This window comes from Rhizobium leguminosarum bv. trifolii WSM2297, from assembly GCF_000271845.1.
In genome coordinates, this window is the sequence record NZ_JH719395.1 from 570,812 (window position 1) to 583,022 (window position 12,211).

Here is a 12,211-nt window from a genome sequence, read left to right on the forward strand (position 1 = left end):
TGATAGCGGATTCGGGAGTCCCGGCCGACGAAATCTGGAACAATTTCAGGTCGTAAATATGAAAGTCGCACGCCTGAGCGGCGATCAGCGTGGGCCCTTGGCGATCGGCTCCTGGTAGGTGAAGCCCATGTCCCAAGGGAAGTAGATCCAGGTATCCTGGCTCACCTCGGTGATGAAGGTGTCGATCGTGGGCACACCCTTCGGCTTGGCATAGACGCAGGCGAAATGCGCCCTCGGCAACATGGCGCGTACCTGGACGGCGGTCTTGCCGGTATCCGTCAGGTCGTCGACGACCAGCACGCCTTCACCGCCATTTTCCTGAAGTTCGGGCGCTATTCCCTTGAGCAGCAACATGTCGCCCTGGTTCACGTAGTCATGATAGGAGGCGACGCAGACGGTTTCGATCAGCCGGATGTTCAACTCGCGCGAGATGATCGCGGCCGGGACCAGGCCGCCGCGGGTAATGCAGACGATCGCCTTGAACGTCTGGTCAAGGCCGGCAAGCCGCCAGGCAAGGGCGCGCGCATCGCGGTGGAACTGATCCCAGGAAACGGGAAAGGCTTTATCGGGAAGGGACATCGGGGCTGCTCCGCGGCATGAAAACAACACGCCGTTTGCCGGCGACCGGACGAGCTTGAGGCGGCGATCGGCAAAACGCAAATCGCGCGAGCTGCACTGCGCGAGAGATCGCGAGCTGCACTGCGCGAGATGCGGCCGAGGCTCGAAGCCGTCATCGGTCGCCGCAATTAACGGAATTTGCCGGCAAAAGGCAAGAGCGCCGATGATCGCGGCAAAAGAGTCAGCGCGACAGCAGCGTCAGCGCCGTCATCGATTGCAGCAAGGTCTTGGTCGTACCGCCGAAAATCATCTGCCAGAGCCAGGAATGCGTATAGGCGCCCATGACGAGAAGATCGATGCTGTCGTCGGAAAGCCGGTTCGCGATGACGTGCGATGTGTTCTTATCGACGCTTCTGGCCGTCGCAAGCGTCGTCTTCACGCCATGGCGAGCCAGTGTGGCAGCGATCTCGGCGCCTGCCGTCAGCGGCGACTGCGGCGCCGTCTCGGCCGGGTCGACCGAAAAGATCTCGACCTCGTCGGCCGCCTTCAGGATCGGCAGCGCGTCGAAGGTGGCGCGCGCCGCCTCCTTCGAGCCGTTCCAGGCGATCAGCACCCGCTTGATCGGCTTCGGCTGGCGGATGATATAGGGGATGATCAGCACCGGCCGGCCGGTTTCGAAAAGGAAGTTGTCGACGTCGACATGGCTGTCGGAGGCTTTAGCCGGGTCGGCCTGCGAGGCGATCAGCAGATCGGCGCTGCGGGCGCTTTCGATCAGCGGCGCGGAGCCGTAGCCGGTTGAGGTGGTAAAGCTGCGCCATTCGGAGGAGCGGCCTGATGCATCCGCCCTGGCGCGAAAGATCCGTTCCACCGCGACCGTTTCGCTATGCGCCATATCCTGCAGCGCCTGCACGGCGACGGGATCGGGGATTTCCATCGGCGCCACCAGCGGCACGGCGGAGATGGTTTCGGCATGCAGGCCGATCACATGGGCGCCGCTTTCGGCGGCAATGGCAAAGGCGAAATCGGCAACGGCGGCGCTATTGTCTGCTGTATCGAGAATGGCGAGAATGGTTTTGTAAGACATATCAATTCTCCTTGCGCTGAAATGGCCTGCGCGAGGGAAGGAATGCCACCGGACCGCTCCTCCGGTCCTGACGGGAATCAAACCTGGTCCCCGGTTCCGGCATTGTCCTCAAGCCTCGGCGGAATGGTTTTCGGCAATGTCCTTCCTCTGGCGGATGGCGTCGATCATTGCGTGCACCTCGGCGCCGGCCGCATCGATGGCCGCCTGCGAGCGGCCGCGAACAACGATCTCGGTCGAGAATTTCTCGCCGATGTAGCGGGGGTAGGAACCGATGCTGGTGTCGGGATGGGCTTTTTGGATCGCGGTCAGCGGCGTGCCGATCTCGCCTTCGCCGTAAGGGCAGGCGATCGCCAGCGAAAGCACCGGCGTGCCGGTTCGAAGCGTCGGCAAGACATTGTCGACCATCGCCTGGAAAACCTGCGGCACGCCGGCCATGACATAGACGTTGCCGATGATGAAACCCGGCGCGGTCGAGACCGGATTGGCAATATGGGCAGAACCGCGCGGCATGCGCGCCATGCGCTGGCGCGCCTCGGTGAATTCCATCTCGCGGCGGCGATACATCTCGGCAAGCAGCGTCATCGCCGTTTCGTCATATTCGCAGGGCACGCCGAATGCCTTGGCGATGGCATCGGCGGTAATATCGTCATGCGTCGGCCCGATGCCGCCTGATGTGAAGACATAATCATATTTGCCGCGAAGCGCATTCAGCGCCTCGACGATCGCCTCCTCGTCGTCGGCAACAATACGCACCTCCTTGAGGTCGATGCCGGAAAGGGTGAGCAGATCGGCGAGGTGGCCGATATTCCTATCCTTGGTGCGGCCGGAAAGAAGTTCGTCGCCAATGGCGAGCATGGCGGCGGTGACGATGGCATGGCTCATGGGATGTTCCGTAAAGTGAGGCTGGTAAATAGGTAGCGCCCTTCGGCCGCTTTGCAAACAGCTGAGCATGATGGCTGAAAAGTGAAAGCGGTTATCGGACGATATCAGGCTCTGTGTGAACGGGCCGATGCAATAGCTGCGATATTTATTCAAACCCGTCCGCCTTCGTTCCCGACGGAACTACGGCGCGACAGCCTTCGCTTGGCTGCTCTCTTCGGCTCGCCGAGCCGAAGCTCATAGAGCGTAGGCTGGTGCGGACGGCGGGGGTCGAACCCGCATAGCCTAGGCCGAGGGATTTTCTTACCGCTACGGCTTTCGCCGCCGCCTTCCGGCGTTTGTGGTCTGGACTATACCTTCACCTTAGCGTCTGCCTTAGGTGCTGCCCGTCTAGTCTCTACACCTTCCCCTTGCAGGGCTTGGCTCGGGATTGCCATCTGACAGGTTTCCCCGACTTTGAGCAGTTCTACATCCGGCGTTTCCGCCGGTGCACTCAAATTTGCTTTAAGTCCCTTGTGTCTACCGATTCCACCACGTCCGCGTGGTTCTCCCTGCTAACAAAGAGAGGCGGCATTCTCAACCGATATTCAGTGGTCAGGTGCAATTCCGTTTCAAAGTCTGAAAGCCCTCCATCACCTGGTCGCCTCGAACATCCAGCTGAAGTCGGGAGTAAGCGACGATCCGGTGTGTCGATCAAAACTTCGGCAAGCAACTGCGCATCAGGAAGTTTCAAATTGACATTGCAGGCAGCGTAGAAAACCTAATGCAACCCCTGCGACAGAAGCTTGTTGAATTTCCCCGGACATTGGGACAGAGTGCTGGCAGGGGTAGAGTTTGCGATTTTTACTGTTGCTATACGTGCGCTTCACTTTTCAGCGCGAGCGCCGGGACATGGGGTGACTTGAAGGGCAAAATGGCTTTTGTTCTGAAGACCTTCGGGAGGCTGCAGCTCGTCGACGAGGAGGGGAACGCTGTCGCGTTTCCGGAGAAAGGCCTGCTGCTTCTCGCCTATTTGTTTACAACCGATCAAGGTTCGGCGGATCGAACGACTTTGGCTCGCTTCCTATGGGGCGAAGCCGACAGGGAGGTTGCACTTTCGACTTTGCGGAAAGTGATTTCGAGAGTTAAGGCCCGCCAAATCGATCTCGGGGTAAACATCCTATCATCTCATGGCAACGTGCTCACTCTCGACCGGGGTTCTCTGTCTTCCGACATTCTGCTGGCCGACGAGGAGGAGGTTGAGCCGTTCTCCCGGCTGAGACAGCTGGTGGCGCTGATGAACCAGCCATTTCTCGGGCCGGTTCACAGCCATAGCCGTCACTTCCAGCGTTGGCTCGCCGAACGTGAAAATTACCATATCGAGCTTCTCGGAAATACATTGAGAACGGCTTCCCAATTGGCCCAGTCGCGAAAGGAAGCCGAACTGCTGAGGAAGGCGGCGGTTATCCTGTTTCGGACCGAGCCGAAGGATCCGGAAACGCTGCAGCTGCTGATACGGATCTTCAATGCGGAAGAGGAAGTCGAATCCCTTCGGAGCTATTTTGAACAGCGGCGCAGTTTGACGTCTGGAGGCATCGCCGCGCGCACCGGATCCGATGATGGTGACGCGAAAACCCTGCGTCCGTCATCCGTGCCGTCAAAGGCGAAACTTGAGGCTTCTCTTCCCCTCGAGCCCGAAGATATCCGCATTGCCATTCCCCGCCTGGTGCTGCTTCCCCCCAAAAATCAATCCGCTCGGCCGCAAGCCGGTTTTTTAGCTGCGTCTTTGGTGGAGGATATCACGATCGGATTTTGCGTCTTCAACAGCCTGGAGGTCATAGCCCCGTATTCGGCGGTTCAAATCGGCCACCAGGTGGAGACGCAGAAGGCCTTCTTCGAGCGGCATCGCGTGAACTACATCCTCGATACCCGGATCAGCAATACGGACGACGAAGTGACGCTGTTCGCCCAACTGATCTTTTTCGATCAGAATCAGATCGTTTGGGCGGAAAGGTTCAGCCTCGATCATATGGATCTCGCCAGGGATAGGAGAGTTGTTGCCCGGCAGATCGCTCTCTCCGTATCCAGCGAAATCGAGCGCCATGAGGCGTTGCGCGAAGATCTGAACCCGGTCGCCTACCACAGATATCTTGTCGGCAGACGGCACCTGGCGCGGTTGACGCTCCCGAACCTGCGGCGCGTTCGCAAGGAAATGAAAGCCGCGCTCAGCGTAAGCCCGGATTTCGCACCGGCGATGAGTTCGATGGCGCGAACCTACTCCAAGGAATGGTTGCTGACGGCTCGGGGGGATATCGATCTTTTGCGAGTGGCGGAGACATTCGCTAAGCAGGCCACCGGTACGCGTGCGGACTTCGCCGATGGCTATCGCGAGCTCGGTGTCGCCAAATTGTTGCAGGGCGCGTTCGATGAAAGCGCCGAAGCAATGGAAGTGGCGGAAAGCCTTGCGCCACACTATGCCGACGTGATTGCCGACTACGCCGACACCTTGGTTCATTGTTCGCTCCCCGCCATGGCCTTGCGAAAGATCGAGCGGGCAATCGAGCTGAATCCGCTCGGTCCCGATACCTATTTCTGGACCGCTGCGGGAGCAAACTATGCCCTCGGCGAATTCGAAGCTTCGCTGGACTATATCGGGCAGATGGCCGATCCTCATTTAGCGGATAGGTTGTCCGCCGCAAGTTGGGCCATGTTGGGTCATCCGGACAAGGCGCGGATCTTCGTACGAAGGTTTCGTGAAGGCAATCCGGACTTCGATGTGGACAAGTGGTTGTCCGCAGTTCCAAGTAAAGAGCAGTGGCATAAAGATCTTTATCGCGAAGGCCTGAAGAAAGCTGGATTTTAAACATCAATGGTTAGAGGGCGAAACATGGCTACAGTTGTTGTTATTAGTGTTGAAGGTCAAGAGGGGCTCTGGGTCGCTGATCTGGACGCCGGCACTGTACTGCCGCTGCCGGTCCCCAAGTCAGGCGGCTTGAAAGTCGTGACCGATCTTCGCGCCACCGGCGCGACGGTAACGAAGGGCGTGAATGTGGCTGTCACCGTCAAGTCGGCGGAAGCGGCATTCTCCGGCCATTATGACGGCTAGGCGTGAATGATTGGCGCCATAGCGCCATTGCGTACCGGATTCTGATCTCAGGAATTGCGCGAGACGGCGAGCGGGGCATTGACCTGCTCGCCGCCGAGCATCAGCTGCTGCACTGGAGGGATCATAGTCGTTCCCGGTGCCGATCAAGTGTAGCGGATCTCAGCGATAATCTATCGGCCCCGGTTGTGCTGGTTCGATTGGGGCTTGCCCAGATAGCTTCATAATACCGTTTGAATATGCATGTATATTGTGGATAGAAGCGGGTTATTGCTTGACAATCGCATTTTCGGTGTAAGGATTGCGCCGCGGCGGTTGAGTAAGTGTTGTCTTTTGGGAGTAAGGCGATGGTTTACGATTGGACTGGGGCCAGGGTTCGGCGCGTCCGGATCTTCAAGACCAGTGTCGCGCTTGTTCTGGGAACCGCGATGGCTGCAATACCGCTGTTCTTCTGGGCCGTGGAGTTTCGCGGTTTCTAACCTGAGATAATCTGCGTCTCGCGCCACCTGTTGATCACCCAGCCGGCCAGCAGTCCGATGGCGGCGCCCATGGCCTTGATGCCGGCATCATGCAAGCGCGGATGGCGCGTCGGCGAGAGATACTGCAGATATTCGATGGCGACGGTGCCAGCGATCAGCAGCACGGCCACCAATTTCCACTGTTTCGGATAGGCGAGCGCAAAGGCGAGGCCGACAAGAATATAGGCGGTCGCGCGGTCGGTATCGACTGTCGTCACCGTTTCCGGCCTCAGCCCGATCGGCGAAACCGTGACGAAGATGATGAAGGCGAGCAGCAGCCAGGCGAGCGGTCTTGCGATTTTGAGTATTGTCATATCGTCATATTAGTGGCCGCTCTTTTCATTGACAGTTAAAATCAGTCCATGTGGCGCTAATTTCTGGATTGGTTTAAGAAAGCCTTTCTCCGGAGCGAACCGGAGACGGCCGAAACGGGCTTTCTTTTGCCGGCCTGCCTGTGCCATAGCGGCGGGGCTAACATGAGAATGGACCACGCCCGTGACGAGACTTGATGTCGACAGCGCCGAAGAAGCAATGCGGAGCCTCTTTCCGGCGACACCGCTGCAGCTCAACGATCATCTCTCGGCGCGCTACGGCGCCGATATCTGGCTGAAGCGCGAGGATCTGTCGCCGGTGCGCTCCTACAAGATCCGCGGCGCCTTCAATTTCTTCCGCAAGGCGATCGGCCAGGGGGCAGCCGGCAAGACCTTTGTCTGCGCCTCGGCCGGCAATCACGCCCAGGGTTTTGCTTTCGTCTGCCGCCATTTCGGCGTGCCGGGCGTCGTTTTCATGCCGGTGACGACCCCGCAGCAGAAGATCGACAAGACCCGCATGTTCGGCGCCGAATTCATCACTATCCGGTTGTTCGGCGATTTCTTCGACCAGTGCTATCAGGCCGCACGCGACCATGTCGAGGCAATCGGCGGTGTCATGGTGCCGCCCTTCGACCACGCCGATATCATCGAGGGGCAGGCGACTGTCGCCGCCGAGATCATGCAGCAGCTGCCTGAGGGAACGGTGCCGGACATGGTCGTCCTGCCGGTCGGCGGCGGCGGGCTTGCCGCCGGCATCACCGGTTATCTCGACGGCACCGTGCCGAAATCGGCCTTCGTCTTTACCGAGCCCGCCGGCGCGCCGAGCCTGAGGCGCAGCATCGAGGCAGGCAAGGTGACGCCCCTTGCCAAGGTCGACAACTTCGTCGACGGCGCTGCCGTCGCCCGCATCGGCGACCTGAATTTCGCCGCCCTTCGCGATTTTCCGGCCGAGCAGGTGCAACTGATGCCGGAGAACGCCATCTGCGTCACCATCCAGGAGATGCTGAATGTCGAGGGTGTCGTGCTGGAGCCGGCCGGCGCGCTGTCGCTGACGGCGATCGCCGCGATGGACGCCGAAGCGATCCGCGGCAAGACTATCGTCGCCGTCGTCTCCGGTGGCAATTTCGATTTCGAACGCTTGCCCGACGTAAAGGAAAGAGCCATGCGTTACGCAGGGCTGAAGAAATACTTCATCCTGCGGCTCGCCCAGCGCCCCGGGGCGCTGCGGGATTTCCTCAATCTGCTCGGTCCGGACGACGATATCGCCCGTTTCGAATATCTGAAGAAATCGGCGCGCAATTTCGGCTCGATCCTGATCGGCATCGAAACCAAGGCGCCTGAGAATTTCGCCCGGCTGATCGGAAATTTCGAAGCCGCCGGCATGGGTTACGAGGATATCACCGAAAACGAGATCCTCGCCAATCTGATCATTTGACTTGGCGATAACAACACCATCGTGCTAAAGGCGGATCATGGCTTCGTTCCTTTCAAATCTCTTCTCGATGTTCTCCGGCGGCGGCAAACCGGCTTCCGAAGCGGCAGGTCCTTCCGGCGAGCCGCAGCGTTACAACGATTGCACGATCTATGCCGAGCCGCGTAGGGAAGGCAGCCAATATCGCCTTGCCGGCCGCATCGAAAAGAAAGTCGGCGACGAGGTGCTGGTGCGCAATTTTATCCGCGCCGATCTGTTTTCCTCTTCCGACGATGCGCTCGAATGCACGGTGCGCAAGGCGCAGCAGATCATCGATCAGCATGGTGCGTCACTCTTTGGTGACGGCGAGAAGCTTCGTCAGGTCTGAGACCGGGATCCGTCGCATCAATGCGTGATGCCCGGCCGCAATTATTCTTGTTTTTCAATCCTGTGACGCGGCCACGCCGCCGCTGATCGGTATCTCGCTCACGCAATCTTAAAGGATTGCAGTCAAAGCTGTCGCCTGCAGCATTTGCGGGGCCGCCCTCGTGTTTGACTTTTTCGGACGATCGACCAAAGGATCCGCTGTCGCGACCGTTGCGCCCGCGTTCCCTTCAGGCCGCGCCCCTGAAGCCGGGGTGTCGTAATGGAGACGCTCAACCTCGCTCTTTTCGTCGTCGAAGCCGTCGCCTATTTCGCGCTGATGGTGACGCTTCTGCATTTCCGTCATCGGCTCGGCCTCGGGGTCTTTCTGACGGCGCTCGGCGTCATGCATTTCATGGAAACCTATCTGGCGGCGGTCTTCTATGTCTCGCTGCCGTTCGGCGATGTGTCGCCGGGGTCGTCGATCTTCTTCTCCGGGAAGCTGATGATGATCCTGATGCTCTACCTGCAGGAGGATGCCGCGACGGTTCGACAGCCGATCTACGGGCTGTTCCTCGGCAATCTGCTCACTGTCGGCATTGCCTGGGTGCTGCAGCTGCACGTGCCGCTGCAGATGTCGCCCGGCCACACGCCGGATGTCGATTTCCTCCAGGAGATGGGCTGGCTGATGGTCTGGGGCACAGCGCTGCTCTATGTCGATTCACTCGGGATCATTCTGCTTTACGAAAAACTCGGCGATTTCTTCCGCCGGCGCGTCGTCCTGCGTTTCCTGATTTCGGGCTTCGTGCTGCTGACCTTCGACCAGATCGGCTTCTTCTCTGCGCTGAAATATTTCCTAAATGTGCCGATCGCGGCATTCTGGGCGGGTTGGAAGGCGAAAATGCTTGCCGTCTGCCTCTATGCGACAATGTTTGCAATCTATGAATATCGCATTCGCCGGGGCGGGGCGGCCGTGTCCGCACGCTCGATCAGCGACGTGTTCGGCGACCTGACGTTCCGTGAGCGTTACAACGATCTTCTGGAGCGCACCGGCCGCGACATGCTCACCGGCGTCTACGATCGAACGCGCATGGAGTTGGAAGCACCGCTGATGCTGCGCGAGGCGCTAAGGCAGGGGCTGTTCACCACCATTCTCATCCTCGATGCCGATCACTTCAAGGATGTCAATGACGGCTACGGCCATCTCCAAGGTGATGAGGTGCTGAAGTCGATCGCCGCCCGATTGGGCACGACCTTGCGCTCGAGCGACCGTGTCTTCCGCTTCGGCGGTGAGGAATTTGTTGCCGTCTGTCCGGGCACCGACCACGAGGAAGGTCTGCTGCTTGCCGAACGCCTGCGTTGGACGATCGCAACCAGCGTCAAGACGCCGGACGACAGGCCGGTTACGGTCAGCATCGGCGTGGCGACCGCCGACGAGGACGGCGTCGATTTTACCGCGGTGCTGACGGCCGCCGACGGCAGGCTCTACGCGGCAAAGAAGAGCGGCCGCAACTGCGTCGTCGGCCGTTCCGGTGTGGTGAACCTCGCTTAACCCCGGCTGGCCTCGTCGATCAACGCATGTCGGCTGCAGGTGTTTAGGATGTTGCGCAAAACCGAAACGCGCGTCAGGCAATGCTCTCCGTCTTGCTGCTGCTTGCCGTCGCCAATTTGGCAATCGTGCTGTTTCGTGTGGCCCACCGCGCAAGGAACGGCTGAGCCGAGGCTGGGCAAATCCGACTTGCCCAGCCTCGCTGGCTTATGCGGCGCGGAAGATCTTGGCGCCGGAGGGGGCGCTGGTCATGCCGCCGTCGACGGTGATCTCGATGCCGGTGACATTGGCGGAATCATCCGAGGCGAGATAGAGCGCGGCCTTGGCGATTTCGTCGGCTTCGCTCATCCGGCCGAGCGGGCTCAGGCCGCCCATACGAGCCTCAAGCGCTGACATCGCATCTTCCGTTGGTGCCATCGGCGACCAGATCGGCGTCTTCGTGCCGCCGGGGGTGACCTGATTGACGCGGATGCCGCGCGGCGCGAGTTCGGAGGCCATATTGCGCGTCATGGCGCGAACCGCCGCCTTGGTCGCCGCATAGGCCGACCAGCCGGGAGCGCCGAGCACGGCATGTACCGAACCGTTGAGAATGACCGAGCCGCCGTCGTTGAGATGCGGCAGGGCCGATTGCACGGTGAAGAAGACGGCGGTGAGATTGGTGCTGATGATCTGATTGAACTGTTCCGGCGATGTGTCGCCGAGCGGTGTCGCGCCGCCGATGCCGGCATTGGCGAAGACGATGTCGAACTTGCCGACCTTTGCGGCGGCTTCTGCAAAGGCCTTCTCGGTGGCGGCGGCATCAGTGACATCGACCTTCAGTGCGACGACACCGGCCCCAAGCGCCTTTTCGGCGGCGGCAAGCGTTTCCGGGTTGCGGCCGGTGATCACCACCTTTGCACCCTCGTCGATGAAGACCTTGGCGGTCGCAAGACCGATGCCGCTGTTTCCGCCGGTGATCAGGGCGACCTTGTTTCTTAGACGCATGACTCATGCTCCTCTTGGAAATGATAACGATCTGGATTATGATCGTTATCTATAAGGATTATGATTGTAATCTACGTGAGTCAAGAGGCAATACGGGAGAGTCCGATGGGTCGTTCGCAGCTGGAAAAACAGAAGACGCACGAGAAGATTGTCGAGACCGCGTCGAAGCGGCTGCGCGAGGAGGGGCTTGAAGGTATCGGCGTCGCCGATCTGATGAAGGAGGCCGGACTGACTGTCGGCGGCTTCTACAAGCACTTCGCCTCCCGCGACGATCTCGTCGCCGAGGCGATCCAGTCGGCTTTCGATTCATGGGGACGCAAGCTGGAGGCCGAGGGCGTAGACCCGGCGAAGATGACGGCTGCCGATGTCGCCGACCGTTATGTCAGCGCCTATCATCGCGACAATCCCGGTGAGGGCTGCCCTTTTGCCGCGCTGACCTCGGATATAGCACGCAGCGGCGAGAAGGCGCGGGGGATTGCGACGGACGGGCTCAGGCGGAATTTTGCGTCACTGGCGAGCAAGGCTGCGGGAGCGGACGAAGCGGAAAGACGGCGCAAGGCGATCATCGCCTTCGCAATGATGGCCGGCGGCGTCGGGCTTGCCAGGATTTCGTCGGATGAGGCTCTGTCGGCCGAAATCCTCGAGACGGTCCGCGGTTTTGTCGCCGCTATCGACAAATGACAAACGGCCGGCGAATGCCGGCCGTTGTACGCAGCAAACGTTTGAGAGCCGATCAGGCGGCGAGCGCGATTTCCTGGACGCGCGACTTGGCGGCGTCGATGGCCTTTTCGGCAGCTTCGGGACCGAATGCGAGACCTTCGACGTAAATGGTCTCGATATCGCTGATGCCGAGGAAGCCGAGAACCGACTTCAGGTACGGCACGGCATGGTTCAACGGAGCGGCCGGTCCCTGCGAGTAGACGCCGCCCGAGGTGAGCACCACGTAAACCTTCTTGCCGGTGAGCAGGCCGACCGGGCCGCTTTCCGTGTACTTGAACGTCACGCCGGCGCGGGCGACGTTGTCGATCCAGGTCTTCAGCGACGAATAGATGTTGAAGTTGATGAGGCCGGTGCTGATGACGATCGTGTCGGCGGCAAACAGTTCGGCGACGAGTTCGTCGGAGGTCTTGACGGCGGCGACTTCCTCGGCGGTGCGGGCCTCGGCCGGCTTGCGGATCGCGCCGGTGAAGAGGTCGTCGATATGCGGCAGCGGGGTGGCGGCAAGGTCGCGGCGAACGAGGACGCTGCCCGGATTCTGGTTCTTCAGCTTTTCGGCGAGTTCGACGGCGATCGGCGTCGAGAGCGATTCGGCACGCGGGCTGGACGTCAGGAGAAGGATGGACGACATGGTGCATTTCCTTTCGAATTGGATTTGACGGCCCGTTGCAGGGAGGTGAGCCGCGCTGTCGAAACGGAAAATAAGTCTGGCCTGCTATCGAAAAAACGGTGATAATGTCGATCGAAATTATCGA

12 protein-coding genes are annotated in these 12,211 nt (G+C 59.9%); 6 read left to right on the forward strand and 6 right to left on the reverse strand.

The features are described from left to right. Positions 1 to 84 precede the first annotated feature (84 nt). The 3 genes from gpt to RLEG4DRAFT_RS18035 form a co-directional block, all read right to left on the reverse strand. Complete coding sequence (gene gpt, locus RLEG4DRAFT_RS18025; protein ID WP_003578775.1) at positions 85 to 579, reverse strand: xanthine phosphoribosyltransferase; 495 nt, start codon at positions 577 to 579, stop codon at positions 85 to 87. 220 nt (positions 580 to 799) lie between these two features. After that, on the reverse strand, positions 800 to 1,642 hold the full coding sequence (locus tag RLEG4DRAFT_RS18030) for a universal stress protein (protein WP_003578777.1): 843 nt from the start codon (positions 1,640 to 1,642) through the stop codon (positions 800 to 802). 108 nt (positions 1,643 to 1,750) lie between these two features. Beyond that, positions 1,751 to 2,524 (reverse strand): competence/damage-inducible protein A, encoded by a 774-nt coding sequence (locus RLEG4DRAFT_RS18035; protein ID WP_003578779.1) that lies wholly within the window; start codon positions 2,522 to 2,524, stop codon positions 1,751 to 1,753. Positions 2,525 to 3,434: 910 nt separating this feature from the next. On the opposite strand from RLEG4DRAFT_RS18035, the gene RLEG4DRAFT_RS18040 reads away from it, so the two are divergent. Together RLEG4DRAFT_RS18040 and RLEG4DRAFT_RS18045 are read left to right on the forward strand one after the other, a co-directional pair. Continuing rightward, complete coding sequence (locus tag RLEG4DRAFT_RS18040; protein ID WP_003578781.1) at positions 3,435 to 5,363, forward strand: hypothetical protein; 1,929 nt, start codon at positions 3,435 to 3,437, stop codon at positions 5,361 to 5,363. A gap of 24 nt (positions 5,364 to 5,387) precedes the next feature. Further along, a complete protein-coding gene (locus RLEG4DRAFT_RS18045; protein WP_003578782.1) occupies positions 5,388 to 5,606 on the forward strand; it encodes a hypothetical protein in 219 nt (72 codons plus the stop codon). 472 nt (positions 5,607 to 6,078) lie between these two features. On the opposite strand, the gene RLEG4DRAFT_RS18050 is transcribed toward RLEG4DRAFT_RS18045, so the two are convergent. Continuing rightward, positions 6,079 to 6,435, reverse strand: coding sequence for a hypothetical protein (locus RLEG4DRAFT_RS18050; protein ID WP_003578785.1), 357 nt, complete (start codon positions 6,433 to 6,435; stop codon positions 6,079 to 6,081). Positions 6,436 to 6,616: 181 nt separating this feature from the next. Here RLEG4DRAFT_RS18050 and ilvA point away from each other — a divergent pair, with 181 nt between their 5' ends. The 3 genes from ilvA (at position 6,617) to RLEG4DRAFT_RS18065 (ending at position 9,758) form a co-directional block, all read left to right on the forward strand. Continuing rightward, positions 6,617 to 7,867, forward strand: coding sequence for a threonine ammonia-lyase (gene ilvA, locus RLEG4DRAFT_RS18055; RefSeq protein ID WP_003578787.1), 1,251 nt, complete (start codon positions 6,617 to 6,619; stop codon positions 7,865 to 7,867). A 37-nt stretch (positions 7,868 to 7,904) separates the two neighbouring features. Then, a complete protein-coding gene (locus RLEG4DRAFT_RS18060; RefSeq protein WP_003578788.1) occupies positions 7,905 to 8,231 on the forward strand; it encodes an HlyU family transcriptional regulator in 327 nt (108 codons plus the stop codon). A gap of 258 nt (positions 8,232 to 8,489) precedes the next feature. Then, positions 8,490 to 9,758: a GGDEF domain-containing protein gene (locus RLEG4DRAFT_RS18065; protein ID WP_003578790.1), complete on the forward strand. Its 1,269-nt coding sequence runs from the start codon at positions 8,490 to 8,492 to the stop codon at positions 9,756 to 9,758. A gap of 204 nt (positions 9,759 to 9,962) precedes the next feature. On the opposite strand, the gene RLEG4DRAFT_RS18070 is transcribed toward RLEG4DRAFT_RS18065, so the two are convergent. Then, positions 9,963 to 10,739 (reverse strand): SDR family oxidoreductase, encoded by a 777-nt coding sequence (locus RLEG4DRAFT_RS18070; RefSeq protein ID WP_003578791.1) that lies wholly within the window; start codon positions 10,737 to 10,739, stop codon positions 9,963 to 9,965. 105 nt (positions 10,740 to 10,844) lie between these two features. On the opposite strand from RLEG4DRAFT_RS18070, the gene RLEG4DRAFT_RS18075 reads away from it, so the two are divergent. Further along, a complete protein-coding gene (locus RLEG4DRAFT_RS18075; protein WP_003578792.1) occupies positions 10,845 to 11,420 on the forward strand; it encodes a TetR/AcrR family transcriptional regulator in 576 nt (191 codons plus the stop codon). A gap of 52 nt (positions 11,421 to 11,472) precedes the next feature. Here the strand turns inward: RLEG4DRAFT_RS18075 and RLEG4DRAFT_RS18080 are convergent, their stop codons facing one another. Next, the gene (locus RLEG4DRAFT_RS18080) at positions 11,473 to 12,087 is read right to left on the reverse strand and encodes an FMN-dependent NADH-azoreductase (RefSeq protein WP_003578793.1); all 615 of its coding nucleotides are present in this window, start codon (positions 12,085 to 12,087) and stop codon (positions 11,473 to 11,475) included. Between the last annotated feature and the right edge of the window lie 124 nt (positions 12,088 to 12,211).

What these genes read in the sequence shown, in the direction of transcription:
- RLEG4DRAFT_RS18080 (WP_003578793.1), bottom strand. Translation starts at nt 12,087, where the DNA reads ATGTCGTCCATCCTTCTCCTGACGTCCAGCCCGCGTGCCGAATCGCTC.
- RLEG4DRAFT_RS18065 (WP_003578790.1), top strand. Translation starts at nt 8,490, where the DNA reads ATGGAGACGCTCAACCTCGCTCTTTTCGTCGTCGAAGCCGTCGCCTAT.
- gpt (WP_003578775.1), bottom strand. Translation starts at nt 579, where the DNA reads ATGTCCCTTCCCGATAAAGCCTTTCCCGTTTCCTGGGATCAGTTCCAC.
- RLEG4DRAFT_RS18040 (WP_003578781.1), top strand. Translation starts at nt 3,435, where the DNA reads ATGGCTTTTGTTCTGAAGACCTTCGGGAGGCTGCAGCTCGTCGACGAG.
- RLEG4DRAFT_RS18070 (WP_003578791.1), bottom strand. Translation starts at nt 10,739, where the DNA reads ATGCGTCTAAGAAACAAGGTCGCCCTGATCACCGGCGGAAACAGCGGC.
- RLEG4DRAFT_RS18075 (WP_003578792.1), top strand. Translation starts at nt 10,845, where the DNA reads ATGGGTCGTTCGCAGCTGGAAAAACAGAAGACGCACGAGAAGATTGTC.
- RLEG4DRAFT_RS18045 (WP_003578782.1), top strand. Translation starts at nt 5,388, where the DNA reads ATGGCTACAGTTGTTGTTATTAGTGTTGAAGGTCAAGAGGGGCTCTGG.
- RLEG4DRAFT_RS18030 (WP_003578777.1), bottom strand. Translation starts at nt 1,642, where the DNA reads ATGTCTTACAAAACCATTCTCGCCATTCTCGATACAGCAGACAATAGC.
- RLEG4DRAFT_RS18035 (WP_003578779.1), bottom strand. Translation starts at nt 2,524, where the DNA reads ATGAGCCATGCCATCGTCACCGCCGCCATGCTCGCCATTGGCGACGAA.
- RLEG4DRAFT_RS18060 (WP_003578788.1), top strand. Translation starts at nt 7,905, where the DNA reads ATGGCTTCGTTCCTTTCAAATCTCTTCTCGATGTTCTCCGGCGGCGGC.
- RLEG4DRAFT_RS18050 (WP_003578785.1), bottom strand. Translation starts at nt 6,435, where the DNA reads ATGACAATACTCAAAATCGCAAGACCGCTCGCCTGGCTGCTGCTCGCC.